This is a genomic window from Ruoffia sp. FAM 26255 (genome assembly GCF_045528525.1).
Taxonomy (GTDB): Bacteria; Bacillota; Bacilli; order Lactobacillales; family Aerococcaceae; genus Ruoffia; species Ruoffia tabacinasalis.
This window is the reverse complement of the sequence record NZ_JBGQQX010000039.1, coordinates 1-24,881: the sequence shown is the minus strand read 5'-3', so window position 1 is coordinate 24,881 and position 24,881 is coordinate 1. Positions and strand designations below refer to the sequence as shown.

At 36.1% G+C, this 24,881-nt stretch carries 22 protein-coding genes and 1 other annotated feature; of the genes, 1 reads left to right on the top strand and 21 read right to left on the bottom strand.

Annotated elements, in window-relative coordinates; all coding sequences use genetic code 11:
- Positions 1-118: 118 nt before the first annotated feature.
- The gene (locus ACEN31_RS08260; RefSeq protein ID WP_407109150.1) at positions 119-409 is read left to right on the top strand and encodes a hypothetical protein; all 291 of its coding nucleotides are present in this window, start codon (positions 119-121) and stop codon (positions 407-409) included.
- A gap of 234 nt (positions 410-643) precedes the next feature.
- Here the strand turns inward: ACEN31_RS08260 and ACEN31_RS08255 are convergent, their stop codons facing one another.
- The 21 genes from ACEN31_RS08255 to ACEN31_RS08155 form a co-directional block, all read right to left on the bottom strand.
- Positions 644-1,687 (bottom strand): ABC transporter permease, encoded by a 1,044-nt coding sequence (locus ACEN31_RS08255; protein WP_407109149.1) that lies wholly within the window; start codon positions 1,685-1,687, stop codon positions 644-646.
- A gap of 5 nt (positions 1,688-1,692) precedes the next feature.
- Positions 1,693-2,853, bottom strand: a complete 1,161-nt coding sequence (locus ACEN31_RS08250) for a hypothetical protein (protein WP_407109148.1) — start codon at positions 2,851-2,853, stop codon at positions 1,693-1,695.
- Between the two features lie 13 nt (positions 2,854-2,866).
- On the bottom strand, positions 2,867-3,808 hold the full coding sequence (locus ACEN31_RS08245; protein ID WP_407109147.1) for an ABC transporter ATP-binding protein: 942 nt from the start codon (positions 3,806-3,808) through the stop codon (positions 2,867-2,869).
- Between the two features lie 149 nt (positions 3,809-3,957).
- Positions 3,958-4,608 carry a response regulator gene (locus ACEN31_RS08240; protein ID WP_407109146.1) on the bottom strand — a complete coding sequence of 217 codons (651 nt, stop codon included), beginning with the start codon at positions 4,606-4,608 and terminating at the stop codon, positions 3,958-3,960.
- Positions 4,598-5,389 carry a sensor histidine kinase gene (locus ACEN31_RS08235; protein ID WP_407109145.1) on the bottom strand — a complete coding sequence of 264 codons (792 nt, stop codon included), beginning with the start codon at positions 5,387-5,389 and terminating at the stop codon, positions 4,598-4,600. The genes ACEN31_RS08240 and ACEN31_RS08235 overlap by 11 nt, the downstream gene beginning before the upstream one ends.
- Positions 5,390-5,869: 480 nt before the next feature.
- Positions 5,870-8,662, bottom strand: coding sequence for an isoleucine--tRNA ligase (gene ileS, locus ACEN31_RS08230; RefSeq protein WP_407109144.1), 2,793 nt, complete (start codon positions 8,660-8,662; stop codon positions 5,870-5,872).
- A gap of 49 nt (positions 8,663-8,711) precedes the next feature.
- Positions 8,712-8,933 (bottom strand) — a binding site (T-box leader).
- Positions 8,921-9,808: a DivIVA domain-containing protein gene (locus ACEN31_RS08225; RefSeq protein WP_407109143.1), complete on the bottom strand. Its 888-nt coding sequence runs from the start codon at positions 9,806-9,808 to the stop codon at positions 8,921-8,923. Its footprint overlaps the feature before it by 13 nt.
- Positions 9,809-9,848: 40 nt before the next feature.
- Positions 9,849-10,631 (bottom strand): RNA-binding protein, encoded by a 783-nt coding sequence (locus ACEN31_RS08220; protein ID WP_407109142.1) that lies wholly within the window; start codon positions 10,629-10,631, stop codon positions 9,849-9,851.
- A gap of 16 nt (positions 10,632-10,647) precedes the next feature.
- Positions 10,648-10,911: a YggT family protein gene (locus ACEN31_RS08215; protein WP_197104550.1), complete on the bottom strand. Its 264-nt coding sequence runs from the start codon at positions 10,909-10,911 to the stop codon at positions 10,648-10,650.
- 125 nt (positions 10,912-11,036) lie between these two features.
- Positions 11,037-12,338, bottom strand: coding sequence for a cell division protein FtsZ (gene ftsZ / locus ACEN31_RS08210; RefSeq protein ID WP_407109141.1), 1,302 nt, complete (start codon positions 12,336-12,338; stop codon positions 11,037-11,039).
- Between the two features lie 29 nt (positions 12,339-12,367).
- A complete protein-coding gene (ftsA, locus tag ACEN31_RS08205; RefSeq protein WP_197104552.1) occupies positions 12,368-13,921 on the bottom strand; it encodes a cell division protein FtsA in 1,554 nt (517 codons plus the stop codon).
- A gap of 142 nt (positions 13,922-14,063) precedes the next feature.
- A complete protein-coding gene (locus ACEN31_RS08200; RefSeq protein WP_407109140.1) occupies positions 14,064-15,428 on the bottom strand; it encodes a cell division protein FtsQ/DivIB in 1,365 nt (454 codons plus the stop codon).
- A gap of 37 nt (positions 15,429-15,465) precedes the next feature.
- On the bottom strand, positions 15,466-16,581 hold the full coding sequence (gene murG / locus ACEN31_RS08195; RefSeq protein WP_407109139.1) for an undecaprenyldiphospho-muramoylpentapeptide beta-N-acetylglucosaminyltransferase: 1,116 nt from the start codon (positions 16,579-16,581) through the stop codon (positions 15,466-15,468).
- Positions 16,582-16,593: 12 nt separating this feature from the next.
- Positions 16,594-17,985, bottom strand: coding sequence for a UDP-N-acetylmuramoyl-L-alanine--D-glutamate ligase (murD, locus tag ACEN31_RS08190; RefSeq protein ID WP_407109138.1), 1,392 nt, complete (start codon positions 17,983-17,985; stop codon positions 16,594-16,596).
- Between the two features lie 18 nt (positions 17,986-18,003).
- Positions 18,004-18,954 carry a phospho-N-acetylmuramoyl-pentapeptide-transferase gene (mraY, locus tag ACEN31_RS08185; protein WP_407109137.1) on the bottom strand — a complete coding sequence of 317 codons (951 nt, stop codon included), beginning with the start codon at positions 18,952-18,954 and terminating at the stop codon, positions 18,004-18,006.
- Between the two features lie 22 nt (positions 18,955-18,976).
- The gene (locus tag ACEN31_RS08180; RefSeq protein WP_407109136.1) at positions 18,977-20,482 is read right to left on the bottom strand and encodes a UDP-N-acetylmuramoyl-L-alanyl-D-glutamate--2,6-diaminopimelate ligase; all 1,506 of its coding nucleotides are present in this window, start codon (positions 20,480-20,482) and stop codon (positions 18,977-18,979) included.
- A gap of 14 nt (positions 20,483-20,496) precedes the next feature.
- Positions 20,497-22,212: a peptidoglycan D,D-transpeptidase FtsI family protein gene (locus ACEN31_RS08175; RefSeq protein ID WP_407109135.1), complete on the bottom strand. Its 1,716-nt coding sequence runs from the start codon at positions 22,210-22,212 to the stop codon at positions 20,497-20,499.
- On the bottom strand, positions 22,209-22,646 hold the full coding sequence (locus ACEN31_RS08170; protein WP_407109134.1) for a hypothetical protein: 438 nt from the start codon (positions 22,644-22,646) through the stop codon (positions 22,209-22,211). Before ACEN31_RS08170 ends, ACEN31_RS08175 begins: the two co-directional genes overlap by 4 nt.
- Before the next feature lie 25 nt (positions 22,647-22,671).
- Positions 22,672-23,625, bottom strand: coding sequence for a 16S rRNA (cytosine(1402)-N(4))-methyltransferase RsmH (gene rsmH / locus ACEN31_RS08165; protein WP_407109133.1), 954 nt, complete (start codon positions 23,623-23,625; stop codon positions 22,672-22,674).
- Between the two features lie 17 nt (positions 23,626-23,642).
- Positions 23,643-24,074 (bottom strand): division/cell wall cluster transcriptional repressor MraZ, encoded by a 432-nt coding sequence (gene mraZ, locus ACEN31_RS08160; RefSeq protein ID WP_197104561.1) that lies wholly within the window; start codon positions 24,072-24,074, stop codon positions 23,643-23,645.
- A 183-nt stretch (positions 24,075-24,257) separates the two neighbouring features.
- Positions 24,258-24,632, bottom strand: a complete 375-nt coding sequence (locus tag ACEN31_RS08155) for a hypothetical protein (protein ID WP_407109132.1) — start codon at positions 24,630-24,632, stop codon at positions 24,258-24,260.
- Between the last annotated feature and the right edge of the window lie 249 nt (positions 24,633-24,881).

Below are 24,881 nucleotides of genomic sequence, written 5' to 3'. Positions count from 1 at the left end.
TTCATCCGTGGTAAGATGGGTGTAGGTCATTTGTGGTCACTCCTTTGTATTCTTTGGTCGGAATTACAAGTTGAGTGTACCACAAATGGCTGTTTTAGTTGTCTAGCTTAATTTTACAATTGGCGTATATATTAATTTTATAAATCATTTAATACGAGAAAATGAGTTATTATTCGCTAATGACTTAATTGATAATATAATGAAAGATTTGATTAATACCAAGTATTTTTATGAAATAACTAAACTTAACTATTTAAAAGGCAAGTTAACAATAGCGCAAGGTAATATAGAAGATGGACTTAAAATCGCTCAAAAATCCATAGATATCATGTATAATTTAGAGGCTTTTTCCATTGCACAGGCTCATAAAAAAGCTTTAAAAGATTTTATAGATTCTCTTGAGAGTTAAAGTAAAGTTATATTTTTATACTTACTTTTTAACTGTTAGATCATTTGTTTATTAGTCAGAGTGTAAAAATTGTGTCTCTATCGTTTTAATAACGACACATTAGGTCGAGCTTATGAAAACACAATTAATGAACTCATAATTTCTGTTGAACTTGAACTAAAGGAAAATTCCTAATACATTCAGCTACAAAAAAGTGTGACTTGTTTTTATTTACACAAGTCACACTTTATTTATCTAGCTTCTCACTAACCTTTCAACTTTAAAGCTTCCTGCGGTGAATAAAACCAGGCCATATAACGCAATGACTGGAATATTCGGTAAGATTGCTCCTGTATCCAATGATTCGAACAGCCAATAAAATGGTGAGACATATTCGAAAAATGACAAGCCTGGTATATCTATAATACCTATGCCTAAGAACACAAAGACGATTGATAAGACAATACCTACCATTAGGATGACTTGATCATTTTTAAATAATCTGAATAGTACCATCGTAAAGCCAGCGTTAAAGATGCAAAAAGCAAGAATCGCAGCGATTATCACTGGAAGTTGCGTTATTGTAATTCCAAATATCAAACAAATAAGCAAGATAACTAACATCGCAGAGATAAAATTATAAAGCGAGAAAGCTGCTAAAACACTGCCTAATATTTGCCAACTGCGTGCATTGGTTACAATACTTCGGGTTAAAACTCCATCACTTCTTAATTTATTCAAATCAGCACTCACTAAGCTACTTGCGTAACTCATAAAGAATATAGTCATAAAAACTACGATGACTAAATTTCCGTCAATGGGAGTATAACTTTGTTTGATACTTGGTTCAGCAACTTGAATTTTTTCAATGTCTAACTCAGCTTCATTTAAAGCATTCTCTGTCATTACTTCACTCAATACAGAGGTAAATTCAGATTCAAAGAATATATCATTATTTTCTCCATTGATACTACGCGTTTTAATTCTGGAACCTTCCTCTGGAAAGTTAGCGGGAATTTCATAAATCATCGCTAACTCACTTTGTTCCAATTGCTCAAAGGCCTCTTTAGAATCTGACGTAAAGTTAACTTGTAAATTCTCACTCAGTCTTGGGTACACATTTTCATCGACAAACTCCGAATGATTTACAATAACAAACTCTTCACTTAAGATTGCATTCGTATCGGAGGTGGTGATAAATAATAAACCGCCGACCATAAATAACGGCATGATGAAAGACATGGAGATGAGACCAAAATTTTGGCATATGCGTTTAAAATGAAACCAAACTAATTGCATGAATTTCATAATGGTTTCAACTCCCTTCTGTTTCTCATTTGAACAACTAAGAATATTAGTATGACACTAACCAATACGATTCTAACAGCAATGCCGATATTCGACATCCAATCGTTATTGAGAATATAGTCAAACATCGGTTGAGTGAAAATTTCTCGATAGTAATTTTGACTAAATATCTCTCCAAATTCCCCACCTATAAGACGGTCGATGGGCAGAAAACCTAAAATCATATATAAAGATGTTATGATAAGGTAAACTAAATTCACGTATTTATCTGGTATAAAATAATATAAAATACTATTCAATACTTGGAATAATAATGCATACACAACTATCCAGCCAAGATAAAACAAGGGATTCCCAACAAATGTCGTACTATCAATGAATCGCCATATGACCATATACAAACTAGCTAAAAATGTATACGTTAGTGTGTCTGAGATGATACCGTAAATAACGTCTTGTGCGGGGGTCAGTGGGAGCACGCCAATTCTTTTTCTTAGACCCTTCATATCTTCGTTTGTCTTTAGACCTATGCTTCCTGCTAGTGACAAAATAAAAATATAAACGAGGCCAGAAATAGAAATATACTGATTACTCGTTAAAGTTGATTGAGATTCATACTGTTCCTTTACAAATACTTGTTCACTACTCAATTGAGATGCGCGATTAAGAGAATCTATCAGTTCATCGACAGTGGCTTGATCTGACATTGCTCCCAACTCTTCACCTAATTGTAGTTGGTTAACTAAATTACTTTGGAAACTTGTAATTAATTGAGTAAGTATCACTTCTTCAGAAGCTGAAGCATTTTCTTTAGCTTCAATTCTAACTAAAGTGTCTTCTAAGCGTTGACTATATTCTGGTTGAAGATGAATGACAAAGTTTGAATCGTCATGACTTTCTACGATATCAACATAAGAATGCATGGTCTCATTACTGAAAGCATCTATGAATACTTGCCCCACCTCCCCTTGATCTTCATTATTAATACTGACTTCCACCGGATTACTTGTTTGTTCAGGGACAAAAGCTGAACTAAAGGAGAAGCCCATTAAGAGTGAGAAAAAGATCGGCATAGCAACATATAATGCCAGAATCGACATCCATTGCTTAGCATTCGCTCGCATGTTTGTCTTAACGTAAGTCCATAATTGACTCATTAATAAAACCTCCTTAGTCTCTTAATGTTTTTCCTGTGAGTTGTAAGAAAGCTTCCTCTAAACTTAAAGCTTCTTTATTTAACGTCGTTAGTTCGATATTTTCTTCGTTAATTAAGGTCATCAATTCTTTTGTGTTAAATTCAACAGGATCGACAATTAAGTGGAATGAATTATTTTCACTCACAACTTGTTGAACACCTGACAATCTCGTCGTTAATTTCTCTTCCAAATCAAGTGGCGCTTGTTCCACATCGATAAACCATTTCACTGTATCTTGAACTAATTGCTTAATCTCAGCTTGTGTTCCATAACCAATTTGTTGACCATTATCTAATATAAATAAACGATCACACAAAGCTTCAACTTCTTCCATGTAGTGTGAAGTATATAGAACTGTTGTACCGTACTCCTGATTCATATATTGAATAAATTCGAAAATCTTATTTCTTGACTGAGGATCAACCCCAACGGTCGGCTCATCTAGGATGAGAAATTTGGGTCTGTGAAGAATTGCAGCTGCGATATTTAATCGTCTTTGCATTCCACCTGAGAATGTTTTTACTGCTTTTTTCGTATGTTCCGTTAATCCAACCACTTCAAGTGCTTCATTGATTCGTTCTTTCAACATGCGACCCGATAAACCATACAGTCCACCAAAGTATTCTAGATTTGATGTCGCATTTAACTCTTGCATCAGAGCTATTTCTTGAGGTACTAGACCAATTTGTTCACGGACTTTCACAACTTCTTGAGGAACTACGTGCCCATCGACTGAAATATCTCCTGAATTATATTGTGTCAAACCTGTAATAATATCAATCAATGTTGATTTTCCTGCACCATTGGGTCCAATTAGGCCAAAGCATTCTCCACTTTCAATCTCAAAAGAAACATTGTCTAACACTTGATCTTTACCGTAACTCTTGTATATATTATTAATCTCTACATAGCTCATAATTACCCTCCTTTTTATTTCTAACTTAAGTATAGCTAAACATTGATGTGACGGCTATTCACTGAGGTCACCGATTCGAGTGACTTTAGTCACTATTAAAAAAACACCCATTATAAACGCAGGAATTTGCATTTATTTAGGGTGTTGTCTTAATTCATTAAGTCATTCTTATAAGCAAAGATGGCTAGTTGAGTTCGATCTCGTAAATCTAGTTTATTTAAAATCGTACTAATATTGTTTTTAACTGTTCCAACAGAGAGGTATAAAGTATCAGAAATTTCTTGATTATTTAATCCGCTGGCTATAAGCGAAATCATCTTAATTTCTTTCTCTGATAAATCAAAGTCCTTTCCATTAAAACTGTTACTTTGGAAGTTGGGGTTATTAGATAACATGGCTTGACTAATCTTTCCGTCCAAAACAACATTATTGTTATAGACAATACGGATGCCTTCATGAATCTCTTCATGACTACTATCTTTAAGTAAATAACCTGATGCTCCTAATTGCATCGATTGAGCGATGTACTCCACATCTTGGAAAGTTGTTAGAATTAATACTTTAATTTGAGGATGAGCTGCTTTAATTAACTCGGTCCCTTCGATCCCATTTGAATCTGGCATGCGAATATCCATGAGCACAACGTCGACCGGATTATGTTGGCAAAATATCGCCGCTTCTTTACCACTAGTCGCCTCTCCAACAATCTCAATATCTTCAAAAGAACCTAGTAATATAGCCAAACCACCTCTGATGAGTTGTTCATCATCAACGAGTAATACTTTGATTCTATCCGTCATAACTGCTGCCCCCCTTTGGTAATACGATTCTTACTTTAAAGCCTTTATTTAGAGCGGAATGAATCTGAACTTTTCCACCTAATAACTTCGTCCGTTCTTTCATACCCGTAATGCCCATTTGCGGTTTAATCGTATCCGTTCCTTTTCCATTATCCATCATCGTTAAGATAACCGTGGAATCCGTAAAGTGACATTGAATTCGAACTTCATCTGCTTGACTATGTTTACTACTGTTACTTAAAAATTCTTGAATCGCTCTCATAAATAATAACTCTTGTTCAGGCGATAAGCTCCAAAGTAATTGATTATTATTAAAATAAACTTTAATCGGACTATTATGCTCAAAATCTGAAATGAAGTGGTGTACTTGTTCAATAAAGGCAAACTTTTGATAATGCTTTGGCTTTAATTGGTGAATCACCTGGCGAACATCCGATAAACCTTCTTTAGTAAAGTGATGTAATTGCTTTAACATAGCTGATGCTTGTGGCATCTTTTCCTCTGTCAATTTCTCAATGGCTGCCAATTGGATGACGATGGTCGATAAAGTATGCCCTACCGTATCATATAAATCCCTAGAAATTCGGTTCCTCTCATTAAGGGTATGAATTTCCTCCATCGCAATCATTTGTGCTTTTTGCTCTATCAATCGCGCCTCTTGCTCATCTGCTTGAGTACGAAACTCATAAAGACTAGCTTCCTGTTCTTCTAAGCGAGCTGCTTGTTCGGCTAAATAACCACATATGATAACGATACCCACTGTGAATATTAAATAATCCACCTGCGGCCAACTCGAGCGCGTTATCCATATAAACACTGAGACGATCGCCATTAAAGATAATATGAGTACAGTCTTTTTTCGTGTAAATAACTCTCTTAATTCAATGGTTAAAAGTCCTAGCATCAAATATGGAAAGGATGGCAGCAACCATAAATTGATTAGGGCTAAAAGACACAGGACAATACTATTTATCTGTTTATAGTGCAATCGTTCCATATAAAACCAACCTAAATGAAAACAAATTACCCAAATAAAAAACCAAAAGAAGTTACTTTGCCAAAAACTTTCTAAAGGAAAAAATTGTCCCATACTAAAGATTAATAATATATATTTAATCACTTTCATATATTCACCTCACCTTTTACATATTTAAATATAACAGACGCCAACATTGAATGGTAGATTTAAAATAATTTCTAGATAAATGGAAAAAGCCTCACCAGACAAAATCTGTCTAGCGAGGCTATTTAACTACTTTAATTACTCAACAGCTTCCTCAAAATATTCTGGGAAGTGTGATTCTACAATTGAGAAGCAACGGTGACATAATTCTGGTGCCGCTTCAATTGTTCCAACTTCTGGTCTTACCGCACGACAACGGTCACAAGTATGACCTTCAGCCGGCTGAACTTTAACTCCAAAGCCATCATAATCAACGACTGAACCATCAGCTTCATCAGCTAAGTGTAAGTCAAAGGCAGATACGATTAATAATTGATCTAAATGATCACTTAGAGCATTCAATTGATCAATTGTATCTTGATCTGTATAGACAGTTGCTTTTGCTTCAAATGATTTCTTGATTGGGTGTTCTTCATCATTTTTTGCATTTTCTAAACCTTTAGCAACAGCTGACTCCACTTTGAAGAAGACATCCCATTCTTTAACAGTTTCTTTGTCTTGAGAAACGTCTTCGAATTTAGGTAAGTCTTGTAATTGAACAAAACCTTCTGCTCCTGGTAATTCTTTCCAAGCTTCTTCCATAGTATGAAGTAAGATTGGTGATAATAATGGAATTAAACCTTCAAGAACTGTATAAATAACAGTTTGCATTGCACGACGCGCTTTAGATTCTGCCGCTTCAATATAAACGACATCTTTTGCAAAGTCTAAGTAGAACGCTGATAAATCAACAGTAATGAAGTTAATTACTCTCTTAAAGATCGTTGAGAATTCATAATTTTCATAAGCTTGTGTTACTTCATTAACTAAAATACGATATTTAGCCAGAATATATTGATCAACTTTAGATAAGTCACTTTCAGCAATCTTATCTGTTTCAGGATTGAAATCAAATAAGTTTGATAACATAAAGCGGACCGTGTTACGAATCTTACGGTATGATTCAGATACTTGTTTTAAGATGTCTTTAGAGATACGTACATCGTTCTCATAATCCACACTTGAAACCCATAGACGGATGATATCTGCACCTAATTCTTCTGTAATCTCCTCAGGTGTAATAACATTACCGATTGATTTACTCATTTTTTGACCTTTTCCATCCATAACAAATCCTTGAGAAAGAACTGATTTGTACGGTGGGAAACCATTCACAGCTACTGAAGTTGTAAAACTTGAGTTGAACCATCCACGGTATTGGTCTGATCCTTCTAAGTACATATCTGCAGGAAATTTTTGGTCTTCACGAACTTGTAATACCCCAGCGTAAGATGTTCCTGAGTCAAACCATACGTCCATAATGTCATTTTCTTTAGTAAATTTACCATTTGGACTATCTGGATGAGTGAATCCTTCAGGTAATAAATCTTTAGGTTCTCTTTCAAACCAAACGTTTGATCCAAACTCTTCAACTAATTTAGCAACGTGTTCAACTGTTTCAGTTGTTAAGATAGGCTCTCCATTTTCTGCATAGAAGATTGGTAATGGCACTCCCCATACACGTTGGCGAGAAATTACCCAGTCACCACGATCACGGATCATATTATACATACGACGTTCGCCCGATGGGTGATACCACTTCACGTCATTTTCAACTGAGTTTAATAACTCATCGCGGAATTTATTAATCGAAGCAAACCATTGTGGTGTCGCACGGTAAATAACAGGTTTCTTAGTACGCCAGTCATGTGGGTAGCTATGTTCAAACTTCTCATCAAACAGTAACGCTCCCGTTTCACGCATCTCTTCAACGATGACTTTATTCCCTTTAAGATAGAACATTCCTTCATATCCAGGTGCTTCATTTGTGAAGTGTCCACGGTCATCAATTGGAGAAAGAACATCTAAGCCATATTTTTGCCCAACAATGTAGTCATCTTCCCCGTGTCCAGGTGCTGTATGAACGACACCAGTACCAGCATCTAATTCAACGTGGTCACCTAACATTATTAATGATTCACGGTCATAGAACGGATGTTGTGCAGTTAAACGGTCAAATTGCTCCCCTTTATATTCTGCTTCGATTGAATAATCTTCCCATCCAATTTTCTTAGCAACTGCTTCTAGTAAAGCTTCTGCAACTATAAATTTACGTCCATCCACGTTTACTAAAACATATTTAGCATCTGCTTTCACAGATAATCCTAAGTTTGATGGTAATGTCCATGGTGTCGTTGTCCAGATAACGAACTCAGCATCTGCTGGTACGACATCTTTGCCATCTCTAACTTTGAATGCAACGAAAATTGAAGGTGAAGTAACGTCTTTATATTCAACCTCTGCTTCTGCTAATGTTGATTCACTTGATGGTGACCAGTAAATTGGTTTTAGTCCTTTATAGATATATCCACGTTCAGCCATTTGACCAAAGATACGGATTTGTTGAGCTTCATATTCAGGTTTTAAAGTTAAATATGGATTATCCCATTCACCTGTAACACCTAAACGCATAAAGTCTTCTTTTTGGTTTTCAACTTGTTTCAATGCATACTCTTCACATAATTTACGGAACTCCGCAACAGACATACTTTTACGGTCTACGCCTTCAGCATTAACTAAGGCTTGTTCGATGGGTAAACCATGTGTATCCCAACCAGGAACATAAGGTGAGCTGTATCCTGCCATAGAGTGGTAACGAACAATAAAGTCCTTTGTTACTTTGTTTAAAGCATGACCCATATGTAATTTACCATTCGCATACGGAGGTCCATCGTGTAAGATCCATGAAGGACGTCCTTCATTTTTCTCTTGAATTTTCTCGTACATGTCAGCGTCTGCCCATTCTTTTTGTAATTCTACTTCTTTAGTAGGTAAATTTGCGCGCATGGCGAAATCTGTTTTACCTAAATTTAATGTATCTTTTAGTTTCATTATTATCTCCAATCTGATTGATTTATTAAAAATAAAAAACGCCCCCTAAAAAAGGGACGTTATAAACGCGGTACCACCCAAATTAATAAGTTATCTCTAAAGATGACCTATTCACTCTACATGTTAACGCTATTTAAGCGGTTATGATTACTTACTTTCACCATAACAAACACAAAGATGATATTAATCAAAGGAGGGACTGCCAAGCTTTCACCACTCTTGACTCGCTAAAAGTATCCTATGATTAACTTGTTCTTATTAATCTTTTGGTAATTCAATTCTAATTGTTTGTCCTAATACACTTTCACGACGTTGAGCTGCACGTTTTTCGCGTTCAGCTTCAGCTTGTGCTTCTTCATCAATCATCGCTTCTAATTCTGCGTGTCTAGAATCAACTTCTTGCTCTTCTGGCTCAACATTATTTAATAACTCATCACGATTTAAATCAACTCGTGTCGCTTCAGTATCTTCATGATCAGCTACACCAATAGTTGCCGGATAATCTACTTCTGGAGTAGGTGCTGGCGCGTTTTTGATTTCTTCTTCAACAAAGCGATCATTTGTAATTTCATGCGCTGCATTAAAATCAGCACTGTTCTCTTCTTCAAGTCGATCTACGCGTTGATTTACACGTTGATTTGTTGCTTCATGGAAGTGATCAGGATTAAATTGTGATTCAATCTCTTCATCAAATAATCTATGATACTCTTCACTCGTTACAACTTCAAGTTGTTGGCGAATCATTTGCTCTAGTTTATTACGGTATGATTTGCTTGAACGACGTAATGCATCAGATTCAGTGACGATATTTTTAGCTGTATCTGAAGCACTATTAATCATTCGATCAGCTTCTCTTTCAGCTTCGAATAAGATAAGTTCTGCTTCTTTACGTGCGTTTTGTTTCAAGCGATCTGCTGCTTCTTGAGCGACTACAATTGAACTGTTTAATGAGTCTTGTAATTGTGCAAAATACTCATTTTTTTCTTTTGATGCTGCTAAGTCTTTCTTAAGTTCATTATTCTCCGCAATCATCTTTTCAAAGTCCGCAACAATTATATCTAAATAATCATTAACCTGGTCTGTGTCATATCCGCGAAACTTCGAATTAAATTCTTTATTTAATATTTCGTTAGGTGTTAATACCATGAATTTACAAATCCTTTCAAATATATTCAAGTTATGTAATTTACTTTAAAAGTACATTGACGTTTAATCGATAATTATCTTTCTTAGTCATACCCTCAATATCATTGATCCAGAAGCGTCCAAACTTACGTAATGAAATGATATCATTGATACCAATCTCAACGTCAGGTCTCTCCATTGGAACGAAATTCACTTTCACATCACCTTGTGAGACTGAATTTTTCGCACGCTGTCTAGAAAAATTATAGACTTTGCTTAATAAAGTGTCAAGCCGTAAAGAGCTAGAAATAACATGCTTTACTTCCCATTGTTCTTTTGAGGTTAATATATCATCAAATGATAACTCTTCCAATTGTACTCCGACATTCGCAATTTTAGTTACTTGAGTTTTCAAATAATCACTGATTGAAGCATCAACAAGTGCATGCCAATTCGGTCCATCTGTAATAATATCCCCAATGCGCTCTCTTTCAATTCCAGTTGAAATTAACGTTCCTAAAATTCTACCATGTGTTAAATTTCCAAATTTTTCTGGGTATTTAATATTGAATAGAACAATTGTAAAATCTTCATCATCCGGTTCATAATACTGGGGATAAATACAGGCTTGTTTACGTTCCGCACCTTCATAACCACCTCTGAAAATAACTGAAATCTCTTCTCGACTTGCGACAAGTTGTTCAACAATCATCTTCTCTCGAGGTGTTAAAAATACAGTTGTATAAGGTGCGTAAGTTAAATCTACTTGATCTATCCAACCGAAAACTTTATCAATAAACGGTTGCTCTTCGGGTCGATAATGTTGATATATATCATCTGACATTTAATTCACCACATTTTTAAAATAATATTGCTGCCAATATCCAGATTAAACCATCTCGGATAAATCGTAAAACAAAAATTGCAATAATAACATTGAAACTAATGCCCCCTAATGGCGGGATGAAACGATCAAATATATCCAAATATGGTCGTGCTAATTTAACAATAAATTGTCCTAAGGCACTTTCACGGGCACCTGGTAACCATGATAGTAGTGCGTATACGACTAAAACCAGTGTATATGCCTGAAATAAATTAGAAACTAAGCTCAAAAGGCCCAACTATAACACTCCCTTAAATTCTTATCTTATGAATTATAACATAAATTTTTACTTATTGATAAATAAAAAGAGGAACCAATACTGATTCCTCTATTATTTTGATGCCTTAGCATCCTAACTCTTTATTAACGATGACGTTTACGGAAAAATGGTGGCGTATCTAATTCATCTGAATCATTTACTTCACTTTGACGACTTCCAGATCCATCCGTATTTGGACGTTCAAATTGACGTTTATGTTTAGAGTCTGCTTCAGTTGTATCAACGTCACGTGTGTTTGTTTCTCTATTTATGTCCCAATCACTGAATAAATCACGCTTTTGTTGACGACGTGGTGTTGGTTCGTTTGATTGGCTTGGTGAATCTGGTTGTTGTAGACTTTGAGCTGGTTGAGTTGATTCTGCTGAAGATGACGGTGTATTGAATGAGCGTCTTGGTGGTGTGCTCATTTTATTACGATCAGTCTTCTCATTCTCAATACCAGTTGCGATTACAGTAACAATAACTTCGTCACCTAAATCATTATTGATTGACGTACCGAAGATAATGTTTACATCACCACTTGATGCATTGGCAACAATATCACTAGCATCTTGTGCTTCGAATAAGCTTAAGTCTTCTCCACCTGTAATGTTTAATAAGATTTGTTCTGCACCATCAATAGATACTTCTAATAATGGTGATGAGATAGCTTTCTTAGTTGCTTCAGCCGTACGGTTCTCACCTGAAGATTGGCCTACACCCATTAATGCAGTTCCTTGATCCTTCATTACAGTTTTCACGTCAGCAAAGTCTAAGTTAACGTAACCTGGTGCTGTAATTAAATCAGAGATACCTTGTACACCTTGACGTAAAACATTATCTGCTTCACTGAATGCTTCTAACATTGGAGTTTTACGGTCTACAATTTCTAATAAACGGTTGTTTGAGATAATTACTAAAGTATCAACCGCATCTTTTAAGTTTTTCAAACCTTCAGCCGCAAAGCGTCCGCGTTTTGGTCCTTCAAAAGTAAATGGACGTGTTACAACACCTACTGTTAAAGCGCCTAATTCTTTAGCAATCTTAGCCACGACCGGTGCAGCACCTGTACCAGTACCTCCACCCATACCAGCAGTAACAAACACTAAGTCTGCTCCTTCTAGTACTTCGCGAATTTGCTCTTCACTTTCTTCAGCTGCTTTAAGTCCAATTTCTGGTAATGAACCTGCACCTAACCCTTTAGTTACTTTTGGGCCTAATTGGATTTTGATTTCAGCGTCTGAACCTTGTAGTGCTTGAGTGTCCGTATTTGCAACGATGAATTCAACACCTTGAACTTCATCTTTAATCATACGATTAACGGCATTTCCACCTGCTCCACCTACACCAATTACTTTAATTACTGCGCCATCATATCCCATTGTTGAATCGAATGATAATTCCATTTATATTCCTCCTGTTTATCTATCAAGTCTTAATCAAAAAATGTTTGGAAAAAGTCACGGACTTTTGCCGTTATGCCATTCCCATTACTTTGATCAGTAACAGGCTCTGAATATTTGTTCGCTTCGTCATCTTGCGAATAGTCATCATAGTATGCCGCATCTTCGTAACGATAGTCGTCATCAAATGAATTATATTGTTGATAATCTTCTTGTTGATTTGAACTAGGCATAGTGTCTGGCATCGTGCGTTGGTCGTTTGCCATTTGGTTTGTCTCGTTAGCTGGTTGACGACGTTGACCGCCGAACAAGTCACCTGATTGTTGACCTCGTGCCGCTTGCCCTTGGTTACGGCCACTAGATGGTGCCGGACGTCTTTGTCCACCTTGTGGCGGCATAGATTGTCTTGGGGCAGCTTGTGAAGGAACTGCAAAAGTTCCTTGAGCAATTCGGTGCACATCATCAAGATTTGCAGCATATTCGATCATTCCAAGGCTTGTCGTATAAATTGGATTACGCATTCCCATTTCTTCAGGAATAAATAAGCGAACTTTACTTCCAAAGTATCGTTTAGCTAAGTCTAGGACTCCTGGTAAAGACACAGCTCCACCTGTCAGAACATATCCTCCAGGTAAATCGAGTCCATCAACACGATTTAATTCTTCATATAATGTTTCAAAGATTTGCACTAAACGTGCTTCGATAATTTCAGCAAGATAATGTTCATCTACACGGACAGGTTCTTTCTTTCCAACTGTTTCAACTGGGAAGTACTCATCGTCTGTAGTTTGACTTGCGATAGCAAAGCCATATTCTCGTTTGATTCGCTCAGCTGAATCAAGTGACGTGTTTAGAATAACTGAGATATCTTTTGTAACGAAATCTCCACCCTCTTGATCCACGAATGAATATTTCATCTGGCCGTCATACATAATGGATGCACTTGATTGTCCACCACCCATATCAACAACCACTGTTCCGAATTCTCGTTCATCTGCTGATAAAGCTACGGATGCAATTGCTTCTGGTTGAACGACAAGTTCACTGATTGATAAACCTGCTTTTTGAACACAACGTCTAATATTATGAATGATTGTTCTTGGTCCTGTAATTAAACGAGCATAGAGCTCTAAACGAACTCCAATCATACCTCTTGGATCTTTAATTCCGTTAAATCCATCGACAATAAATTCTTCAGGAATAATTGAGATAATTTCTCTTTCAGGTGGTACTGAACGAACTTTAGCTGCATTGATTACATTCTCAACGTCTAGGGCAGTTATTTCCCTATTATCGCTTGCAACAGCAATCATACCGTGGCAATCTTCTACCATAATTTGATTACTTGGAACACCAACGATCACTTCGTTAATTTTAACATTTGCTTTGCGTTCTGCTTGAGAAATGGCTCTTTGAATCGAGTTGACTGTATCATCTATATCGACGATAACCCCACGACTCAATCCACGTGATTTTTCATTTCCCACACCGATAATATTAATATTTCCATTAATATACTCAGCGACAACGACTTTAATTGAGGTCGTACCAATATCTAAACTAACAAAAATTTCTTGATTTCTCATTTAGGTATTAACCCCCTTCTGGCTAATTATTTTTCTATATTTTGTTTAATTTTCTTCAATTTCACATTACCTATATTAGCACAAACTTCATTTTAATAGAAGAAAAAAAGATAAATGTAAGTATAATTACATATAACTTATCTTAATTATTGTCAAGTTTGACACTATTAGCAGAATCTTCTGCTGGTGTGAAGTATGCACCGACTTCAAAATTAATCACTCCGGTTTGTCCGTCTAATTGTGTTAAAATATCCGGATAATATTGCACTTTTTGAGCAAAAGTCGAAATAATGGCATTAATGGTATTTCCGTCTTCCATTTCAACAACAATGGCATTCGGTTTATTCTCGTCATCTGCGGAAGTCACCGTCTCCATCATAGCTAATATCTCTGGATCAATTTGACGCAAACCTTGTGCAACTTCCGTCAGTTTTCCACTTGTATCGAAGCCGATTAATTCTGGTAATGCTTCATTGGCTATATTTGCTAATTCTTGATTCCCGGATACATTCAGTATTTCACCGTTATTTAAGACTAGATGATAACCATCTTGGTTAATTAACCCCACAAGATCATGTTCAACAACATTAATTTCTAATTGCTTCCAATCTGGTCGATTAAATACGACACTTTCAATTAAAGGATTTTCCTCTTTAATTGTCGCTTCAATGTCTTGTCTTTGGCTCATAACTTCATCCACTTCATCGAATTTATATATTCGAGACGATCCTTTTACAAACGTTTCCGGAACAAGCTCGGTTCCTGTGACGACTAAATTATTCACTTTATTAAACGGCATTAATTGCCAACCCGTCACTAGCATTGTTAGGTATATTAATGCAAAAACTGCAAATAGTACAGTCTTTCCTTCTGGCAAGGTCGCATTAGAACTTTTATTCATCTGTCTATTGACCCTTTGATGCAAGTTATAATACCAATTAGTTCGACTACCTTGAGGTTGATTTCTTCGTGGTGGTTGATTGCCTGAGTAATTTCGGTTTAAGTTCTGATTTCTGTTCAGATTTTGATTTCGACTTCGATTCAAATTCTGATTTTGCTGTCTAGTCGCTCTTTCTCGAGTGTTTGATTGAGGTTGGTCGAAGTTTCGACTATTTGGTTGATTTGCACGACTATGAAACTCATTCTGATCGCGTCTGTAATCATCCATATGATATACACGTCGCTGTTGAACAGGACCTGACTGAGGCGGTATCGGATGAATGACTTGATTCGGTTGATACTGTTCTTCTCGATTCTGATTCCCTTCAGTTTGGGTGTTTTGAGTCCGACTGAAATAATCTTGCTCAAGTTCGTCTCGATTTGTTATGCCGCTTTGCTTTGGAATAATCGGATTTCCATTACTATCGATGCGATAGTTTCCACGAATCGGTTGAGACGGTTCGTTTACCGGTCTAGATTGCCTTGTTTCAGGACTGTTTGGTTTCCGATTATTTGACGTGTTTTGAGGCCCTGTTCGATAATTTCCTCGTCGCTCATTATTACTCATAGCTTTCACCTCCTCGAAAATATTTAGTCTTTATTACTTAATGAATAGATTCAACTATTGTAATAATATCATCTATTGCGTGTGGCGTACCTAATTTTTTAGCATTTTCAGCCATTTTATTTAATGATGTTTGATCAAGAATCATTTGGTCAATCGTTTGAACTAGTTGATTTGAATCTAGTCGATCTTCCTTTATCATTTCAGCAGCTTGATTATTCACTAATGCCATGGCATTCATCTCTTGATGATTATTCGTCACGTATGGACTAGGAATTAAAATACTCGGAAGTCCAAGTGTTGTCAATTCAGCTAATGTCGTTGCACCACTTCGGCAAACAACTAAATCAATACTTTGAAATAGTGCAGGCATGTTATCAATGTATGGAACTATTTTAACATTATTAGGTATTTTAATCTGGTTCTCTTCTATATAAGTCATCCATTCTGAATGGTGAACTGAACCTGTCCCAATAATTACCTGATATTCTTTCTTAGCAAAGTCTTCGATGGATTCTACAGCTGCTTTATTAATAGCTGGCGCACCACGACTGCCTCCAAATATTAGTACCGTTGGTAATTGATCATTAAAGCCATAATTTTTTGATAGTATATGCTCATCTTTAGCATAGTTTGTTACTTCTTGCCCTCGTGGGTTTCCAGTAAATGCCACTTTGTGACTGACTTTTGCAAAGTCAGTCTCAACTTCATGAAAAGACGTCGCAACTTTATCAACAAAGCGACTTAAGAATTTATTAGTTACCCCTGCGACGCTATTTTGTTCATGAATCAACGTTGGGATACCTAGTTGGGCTGCAGCATAAAGTACAGGTGCACAAACGAAGCCACCAGTTCCAATGACTAATTCGGGTTGAAAGTCTTTAATTAATTTCTTTGCTTTTTGTGTGCTTGTTAACATTTGCCATGCGACTTTAATATTATCCAGTGATAAACTGCGTTTTAAACCGGATATCTCAATGGATTTAAAGTCAATATTCGCCTTTGGAACAATACTTGCTTCGAGACCTTTGTCTGTACCGATGTATAAACACTCTAATTCTGGATTGAGTTCTTTCATACGATTATAAATTGCAAGAGCTGGATAAATATGTCCCCCAGTTCCTCCACCAGATAAGATGATTCGATTAATTTTCATAATAAGATACTCCTATTCATCCATATATGGTTCTTCTAGTAATAATTTTTCAATGGTATTGATATATACGTCGCCACGAATTTCAAAGTTTTGATATTGATCCCAGCTCGCACAACTTGGTGATAATAGAACAACTTCACCTTGTCTTGCTTCCCGGTAAGCATTTGAAGTGGCTTCAATTAGATCATCAAAGATTTCAATCGTATTTACACCCGCAGATTTAAAAGCTTTTGCCATTTTTTCTTTGGTTTCACCGTAAAGATAAGCTCCTGATACATTCTTGAGATATGGTATTAACTCATCAAATTCATTACCACGATCTAAGCCTCCACCAATAAATCGAATGGGTTTCTTGAAACTATTTAAAGCAGTAATCGTAGCGGTAATATTCGTAGCTTTTGAATCATTGTAGAAACTTCGTCCACTGACATTAGCTACCGGCTGAATTCTATGACGCATCCCTTTGTACTCTCTGACTATATTAGAAATTTCTTGGTTCGAAACTCCTTTTAGCTTTGCAACTGCCACAGCCGCTAGGACATTCTCGACATTATGACTACCAGGAATTTGAATATCTGATAATGGAATAATTTGCTCTTCTTTAAAGTATATCCATTCACCTTCTACATAAGCACCATTCGAACGGACAAACTCATCGATTATTTCAATTGAGAAAGGAATAAGTTGCCCTTTAAATTTTTTCACCCAATGATGTAATTCAGCATTATCATAACGATAAACGATATGGTCATCCTGTGTTTGATTGACTAAAATCTTTAATTTGGCTTTGGCATATTCTTCTCGGGTTTGGTGATAATCCAAATGCGCTTCATATATATTGGTTATGACCGCAATTTCAGCGTGAAATTGTTCTGTTCCTGCTAATTGGAAACTAGATAATTCCATGACGATGTCATCATCTTCTGTCGCTTGATCTATAACATCTAAAGTTGGGATACCAATATTTCCAGCAAGGTAAGCATTCCCTTTTTCTCTTTGAGTTAATAATTCTCTCAGTAAACTTGTTGTCGTTGTTTTACCATTACTACCTGTAATACCTATAATCGGTGCCTTACTAAATCTTGAAGCAAGTTCAACATCTGTATAAATTGGGATGTTTTTTTCAATCGCTTTTTGTAAAAACGGAATTGAATAAGGGATCCCAGGGTTTTTGATAATCATATCAAAATGCTTATCCAAGAGTTCTAAAGGATGCCCACCATCGACGATTTGGACGCCATCTTCTAAAAGCAAAGTAACCGACGGGTCCTGTGATAGATCCCCTCGGTCATTAATTGTTACATTTGCTTGTTGTTTTACTAGGAACTCAGCTACACTTTTTCCGGTTTTGGCGTAACCTAACACTAGTATTTCTTTGTCTGATAAATTCTCGTTCGTTCCCATTCTAAAAATCGCTCCCTATTAAAAGATAAATAATGCAATCAATGCACTAATTAATCCGACAGCCCAAAATACATTTACCACTTTTGATTCACTCCAACCAATCATTTCGAAATGGTGATGAATTGGCGCCATCTTAAATATTCTTTTTCCTCGAGTCTTGAAGGATAATACTTGAAGCATAACACTTACTGTTTCAACTACAAAGACAAAACCTATGATTAACAAACTCCATGGATTATTAAGTACGGATGACATAACTGCTAGTCCTGCTCCTAAGGCAAGTGAACCAACGTCCCCCATAAAAATCTTCGCTGGTTTACGATTAAAGATTAAAAATCCAATTAACGATCCAACTACAATCAATGAAGCTGTTGCTACAGTTGAATTTCCTTCAGCTGTGGCGATAAAGTAATACGCGCTATACGCAATAATATTTAAGCCAGTCGCTAAACCATCTAAACCGTCAGTTAAATTCACTGCGTTTGAAAAGCCTGTAATCCAGATAAACATGAATAATCCGACTAAGAGAATATTAGAAATTTCAAAACCAAAAAATGGTATGAAAATGTGTTGGTTTGTTACCATGCCAATTAACGCTATCACAAAAGCAAATAATAATTGTGTTAAGAACTTCTGTTTAGCAGTTAACCCTTCATTTCTTTTTTTGAAAATACTTATAAAATCATCAACAAAACCAATGGCTCCAAATAATAAGAACGCTAGCCAAATCATCCAGAACTCGCCTGAGTAAGACGTTTGGATAAAGCCAAAGATTAACATCGCTAATAAAATAGCTAGGATAAATACTGTTCCTCCCATAGTTGGTGTCCCAGTTTTTACTTCATGCCATAATGGCCCATCTTCCCTTGTTGTTTGACCTAATTTCTTTTTATTAAAGTATTGGATGAAAAAAGGCATCGCAATGACTGTTAATAAAAAGCTAGTCACGATTGGTAAGATAATATTCAATTTTTTGTTCACTCCTTAGTTTTTATAACCGTTTTCGATGAATTGCATCAATAACCGTTTGCACTTCATCGTAAGGTATATTGTCGTTTCCGATTACTTGGTAAGGTTCTCCACCTTTACCCGCGAATAAGACAATATCATTTTTTTGAGCAATGTCAATGGCTTGTTGTACTGCCACTGCTCTGTCTTTAATTATTGAATAAGGTTTATTGTCATTATGATGTAAACCAATCATTTCATTGACAATTTTTTCAACTGGCTCAAACCTAGGATTGTCAGCAGTGAACACAATTTCATCCGCATACTTAAATAAGATATCTCCTAATGGTTCGCGCATACCGCTATCGCGGTTTCCGCCACTATGTCCCATTAAGGCAATGAGTTTTTGATCATCTGATTTATGTTCTATGAGTTCTTGCATTACTCGTTCAAGTGCATCGGGTGAATGTGCAAAGTCAACAATCACTTCAAAATCTTGTCCTTCATCAACCACTTGCATACGACCTGTGACACCAATAAAATCTCGCGTCGCTTTCAGAATATCATCTATTGTATATTGGTAATATTTACTCAATGTTAAAAATGCTGCTAAATAGTTCGATACATTGTAAGAACCACGCATCGGTATTTCAACTGTATAAGATTGATCGTTGTAATTTATAACAAATTCAGTCTTACCATTTTTCTCTGAAATTGAATGTGCATAAGCTGTAGCTTGAGGATGTTCTAAACTATATGTCACAATATCGGCACTAGTTACTTCTGCCATCGTCGTGTGATAAGGATCATCCATATTTAGAATGGCCAATCTTGGGCGGTGACTATGGAATCTTTGTCCTAAATGACTGAACAATAAACTTTTCGCATTTGCATAACCTTCCATAGTTGAATGAAAGTCCAAATGTTCACGCGTCAAATTCGTAAAGATGGCACAATCAATATCCGTAAACGATAATCGTCCTAAAGCTAAAGCATGTGAAGATGCTTCAATGATGGCATCTTGACAGTCTGTTTCAACCATTTCATTGAATAATCTCTGCATTTCTAAAGCGTTCGGTGTCGTATTTACTGCTGGATAATATGTTTCCCCAACTTTATAATGTAAGGTTCCAATCACACCCGTCTTACGATTTAAACTTTCAAGTAATTGACTAATCATATTACTCGTTGTTGTCTTCCCATTAGTTCCTGTTACCGCAACAACATTAAGTTGTGTAGACGGTTCTTGGAAATACTGGTTTGCAAGTATCGCTTGAGTACGGAAAGTTGAAGTCACTTGCACGATGGTTGCATCAAGTAGCTCTGGATTTTGTGGCACATCTTCAACAATAATTAATTTTGCTCCCTTGTTAATTACGTCTTCAATCGCTTGGTGCCCATCAAAGTTCTCGCCTTTGATAGCAATAAAGCATGAATTATTTTCTACTTTACGCGTATCATTTACTAAGCTAGACACTTCAGTTTCTAAATACTTCGTATTAATTACATGAGCATCATATAACACGTTTATTAATTTTTTTTGTTCCATCGTACTCCTACTTTCTATTCATAAACTGATACATATTCCACAAATGGTCTAAATATCTCAGCTAATATTTGTGAACCCATTAAATTATGATCATTGGTTGGTCGTTTCATTGAGAAATACAACATATATTTCGGATCATCGGCTGGGAAGAATGAAATAACTGAGAAATAGTAATCATTGGCACCTTCTAAATAACCTAAGCCATCTGGATTGGCAATTTGCGCCGTACCTGTTTTGGCTGCGATCTGAACGCCCGGCACACTATATTCTTGTGCTGTTCCATACTCTTCATTCACAGTATTAACCATTAAATCAACAATATGATCCGCTGCTTCTTCTGAGATTGGTTGATTAATCTCAATCGGTTGAAATTCATTATTCTCTCCAATGCCGTTAAGGTATTGGATTTTCATCATTTTCCCATCGTTAGCAATCGAAGTGAAAGCTTGTAGCAATTGAATCGGTGTTGTCGCAAATCCTTGCCCAAAACCTGACATTGTTGCAGACACTGGGTTATCAAACTCCACCGTTCCTGTCGCTTCGTTCGCTAGGCCTGATTCCGTTGTTTGGCCGAAACCAAATTCAGTTAATTGATCTGTCCAATTGTCTAAGCCGATACGGCGAATTAATTCAACAATCGTCACATTACTTGATCTAGATAATCCTTCATCAAAAGTAATCGGTCCCCAACCGTACAAGTTATAATCTCGAACTGTCACATCTTCAATTTCTGTTGAACCAGTCTCAACTAATTCATTGGGTTCATAAACGCCCATATCATAAGCCGTACCTTGTGTTAATATCTTCATGGTTGATCCAGGCTCATAAACTTCTTCAACCAATTGGTTGGTCCATTGCGTTTCAATCCCTTCACGGGTATTCAAATTAAATGTCGGTCTTTGAGCAGCTGTTAATAATTTTCCTGTCTCTACTTCGACCAAATAAGCACTCATCTCTTCAGGTTGATACTTATTATAAGAATAATCAAGTAACTCTTCCATATAATGTTGGAGTCTACTATCTAGAGTAAGGTAAATATCTTCTCCCAATAATGTCCGTGTTCTTTCAACTAGGTCAGGATTATTTTCAATGGTATTTTGACCACTTAATTCAGCATCATAAGCTGACTCAATTCCGATTTGCCCTGTTAAGATGTCCGCTGTCGGCATCCAAGAATTATTCTGTTCTTGTTTCGAAGCATATCCTATCAGATGCGAACTAAAGTAGTCGTTTACGTATTGTCTAGAACTTTGACTGACAAAATAAACCCCTGGTAAATTCTCTTCTTCAATGGCATCGCGCGTTTCTTGACTAATATTACGACCAGCTGTACCAAATTCAACTTGTATTGCTTCATAGTTTAATAATATATCCAAGACCTCATCACGGGTCATATCAATATAATTACTTAATACTTTGGCAGTGTAATCTCTATCTTCAACTGCGTCGTAGCCATTTCCCCCTTGTAATACTGCATACATGGAATAAGAAGTAGTATCAATCGCAATCGGCTGACCTTGAATGTCATAAATCGTGCCTCGTTTTGCTTCGATGATACTACTTCTTGGGTCTTGTGAATCTTCGATATATTCCACTAAATCCTCACCATGCGAAGACTGAGTTATGTTTAATTGAAAGAAGCGTGCACCTAACAAAATAAATGTTATAGCTGCGACGCCTATTAATAATAATATATTTAAATTAGAATGATTGCTTTGTTTTTCGCTCATCTCTCAACAGTCCTTACTCTGTCTTTCTCAATAGTCATATTGTTGCTATCCGCTGCTTCTTTAATTTGTTGATAATTGTATTGGTCAGTAATTTGACTATTTAAAATATCAGTATTAGAACGGTATTCTGTAATAGAATCTTCTAAATTATTGATTGAACGTTGTTGCTCAATAATATCCACTCTAATAAAGAAACTAGCGATGATCGCTCCAACGGCTATTATACTACAAAGAGATAACCAGATTGTTTCAAATTTAGATAGTTTTCTTTTCTTTTTGGAAACATTACTTTCTTGTTCTTCAAATGGTTGATCACTTGCTGGTACACTATAGTTTGGTGAGGCAACAGGTTGAGAATTATCATAATGATTCCCCAATTTACGTTCAAAATATTGCTCTTCATTATAATTAGTCTTTTCTAATAGTTCTGACATCCGATGCCTCCTAAATCCTTTAAATCTATTCTTTAATTGTCGTACGTTCGATCACTCTAAGTTTTGCACTTCGAGCGCGATTATTATGTTCTAATTCTTCAGAATCAGCAGTAACTGGTTTTCGGTTAATAAATTTATATTCCGGTTGGTGCTCTGCTGGCAGTACTGGTAAATTAGGTGGTGTTTCTGGTGGTGTTGATTTCTCTCTATATAACTGTTTGACTAAACGGTCTTCTAAAGAGTGGAATGAGATAACACTCATACGTCCACCAACTTTTAATAATTTCAACCCTGCTTCCAGTGATTCCTCCAGTGCGCCTAATTCATCATTCACAGCGATACGAATCGCCTGGAAAGTTCGTTTAGCTGGATGTCCACCTGTTCTTCTAGTTGCAGCCGGTATTGCTAACTTCACAATTTCACTTAATTGTGTTGTCGTTTCAATCGGTGCTTTTTCTCTTTCTGATTCAATGGCTCGGGTAATTCTCTTCGCAAACTTCTCTTCTCCATAACGACTAATAATTCTTATTAAATCATTGAAATCCCACTCATTCACAACTTCGTATGCACTAAGTTCTTGAGTTTGATCCATTCTCATATCTAAACGTGCTTCTTGATGGTAACTAAAACCACGTTCAGCAATATCTAATTGTGGAGATGAAACCCCTAAGTCATAATAAATACCGTCAACATATTCAATATTATATTCTACTAAGCCTTGCTCGATTTCTCTAAAATTACGATGAATAAAAGTTATTTTACCTGCTTCTATCTCTTCTGCTAATACAACTTTTGCATTGTCAATGGCTGTCATATCCTGATCAAAGGCATATAAATGTCCGCGTTCTGATAATTGAGATAATAAATACTTAGCGTGACCTGCTCCCCCCAAGGTGCAATCTACATAAGTTCCATTCGGATTAATCTCTAACATATCAATTGTTTCATGCAATAGAACTGTCTCATGTTCAAATGACATTCATAATCCCCCCGTTTCTAAAATCCAAAATCAATCATGTCTTCTGCGATATCTTCAAAATCTTCTTCGATGCTATCTGCAAATTCTTCCCAACGTTCGCTACTCCAAATCTCGATACGATCTGATACGCCGATCACACGACAGCTCTTATCGATTTTAGCGAAGTCTATAAGTGTTTTTGGTAAATTTATTCGCCCTTGCTTATCTACTTCTACTTCAGTGGCAGCTGAGTAAAAGAAACGAGTAAATTTACGTGCATCTTTTCTTGCTAAAGGTAATTGTTGTAATTTCTCTTCAATAGTTTCCCAATTTTCGAGTGGATAGCCGAATAAACATCCGTCTAAACCACGAGTAATAATAAAGTTATGACCTAAATCTGGACGGAATTTCGATGGCATAATCAGTCGCCCTTTTACGTCAATATTATGTTGATATTCACCAATCAGCACGACGATTACACCTCCTCCATTTTAGTTAATTTCATTCTACCACATCCCTCCACTTCGTACCACTATTTACCAAATTTAAACAAAAAAAGAGCCGAAACTCTTTCGAGTAACGACTCTAAATAGCTTATTATCAACCTTTGTTAAAAGTGGGGGCGAGTGGAAGATTAGTGGGGGATTTTCCCACTAAAAGTATGTATATACTCTTAAAATGACTAAACCAACTAAGAAAGCTGAAAACATTTTGGATATTAACTGACTAGCAGGCATATAGTATTCTTGAAAAGTAAACATATCAATGCGTCTGATATAATCATACAGCTGCAATCCTAAGGCAAATGCCGTAATAAAAAGTATGAATGGGATCAGACTAAAGCCAAAGATTAATTTTGAAAAAAGATGAATTAATGTCAACCACAGTGGTAATAACAAAATAGCTAAATTCAACGGATACTTATCAAAAAACTTCAAATATGATTTCAAATACTTTTGAACAACAAAAATAATGATTACTGGAACAATATATAAAAGTAATTCCGATAATACGAACTCATTTGTCATTAAAACACCTCCACTTTCAGCTTCATTCGCTTTATTTCTCAGTCTCTTAATTATACACAATTTGACCAGTAACTTAAATCATTTCTAAAAGGATAAACCGAATCTTTTAAAATAAAAAAATCGGTTCATGAATTTTTGATGTTGGTGGACCGAGGAGCCAGGTGACGCAGTCACCTTGGCTCTTTTTTTATTCCTATGTTTAAGTGTCTCTCTATGCAACGATAGTTTGTGTTGTGTTCTCATCTTTAA

Bases quoted from the DNA above. Each gene is read 5' to 3' on its own strand.
- ACEN31_RS08170 (WP_407109134.1), bottom strand. From the start codon at position 22,646: ATGTCAGAACTATTAGAAAAGACTAATTATAATGAAGAGCAATATTTT.
- ACEN31_RS08245 (WP_407109147.1), bottom strand. From the start codon at position 3,808: ATGAGCTATGTAGAGATTAATAATATATACAAGAGTTACGGTAAAGAT.
- ACEN31_RS08225 (WP_407109143.1), bottom strand. From the start codon at position 9,808: ATGGTATTAACACCTAACGAAATATTAAATAAAGAATTTAATTCGAAG.
- ileS (WP_407109144.1), bottom strand. From the start codon at position 8,662: ATGAAACTAAAAGATACATTAAATTTAGGTAAAACAGATTTCGCCATG.
- ACEN31_RS08180 (WP_407109136.1), bottom strand. From the start codon at position 20,482: ATGGAACAAAAAAAATTAATAAACGTGTTATATGATGCTCATGTAATT.
- ACEN31_RS08240 (WP_407109146.1), bottom strand. From the start codon at position 4,608: ATGACGGATAGAATCAAAGTATTACTCGTTGATGATGAACAACTCATC.
- rsmH (WP_407109133.1), bottom strand. From the start codon at position 23,625: ATGTCATTTGAACATGAGACAGTTCTATTGCATGAAACAATTGATATG.
- ftsA (WP_197104552.1), bottom strand. From the start codon at position 13,921: ATGAGAAATCAAGAAATTTTTGTTAGTTTAGATATTGGTACGACCTCA.
- ACEN31_RS08155 (WP_407109132.1), bottom strand. From the start codon at position 24,632: ATGACAAATGAGTTCGTATTATCGGAATTACTTTTATATATTGTTCCA.
- murD (WP_407109138.1), bottom strand. From the start codon at position 17,985: ATGGGAACGAACGAGAATTTATCAGACAAAGAAATACTAGTGTTAGGT.
- ACEN31_RS08200 (WP_407109140.1), bottom strand. From the start codon at position 15,428: ATGAGTAATAATGAGCGACGAGGAAATTATCGAACAGGGCCTCAAAAC.
- ACEN31_RS08255 (WP_407109149.1), bottom strand. From the start codon at position 1,687: ATGCAATTAGTTTGGTTTCATTTTAAACGCATATGCCAAAATTTTGGT.
- ACEN31_RS08175 (WP_407109135.1), bottom strand. From the start codon at position 22,212: ATGAGCGAAAAACAAAGCAATCATTCTAATTTAAATATATTATTATTA.
- murG (WP_407109139.1), bottom strand. From the start codon at position 16,581: ATGAAAATTAATCGAATCATCTTATCTGGTGGAGGAACTGGGGGACAT.
- ACEN31_RS08220 (WP_407109142.1), bottom strand. From the start codon at position 10,631: ATGTCAGATGATATATATCAACATTATCGACCCGAAGAGCAACCGTTT.
- ACEN31_RS08250 (WP_407109148.1), bottom strand. From the start codon at position 2,853: ATGAGTCAATTATGGACTTACGTTAAGACAAACATGCGAGCGAATGCT.
- ftsZ (WP_407109141.1), bottom strand. From the start codon at position 12,338: ATGGAATTATCATTCGATTCAACAATGGGATATGATGGCGCAGTAATT.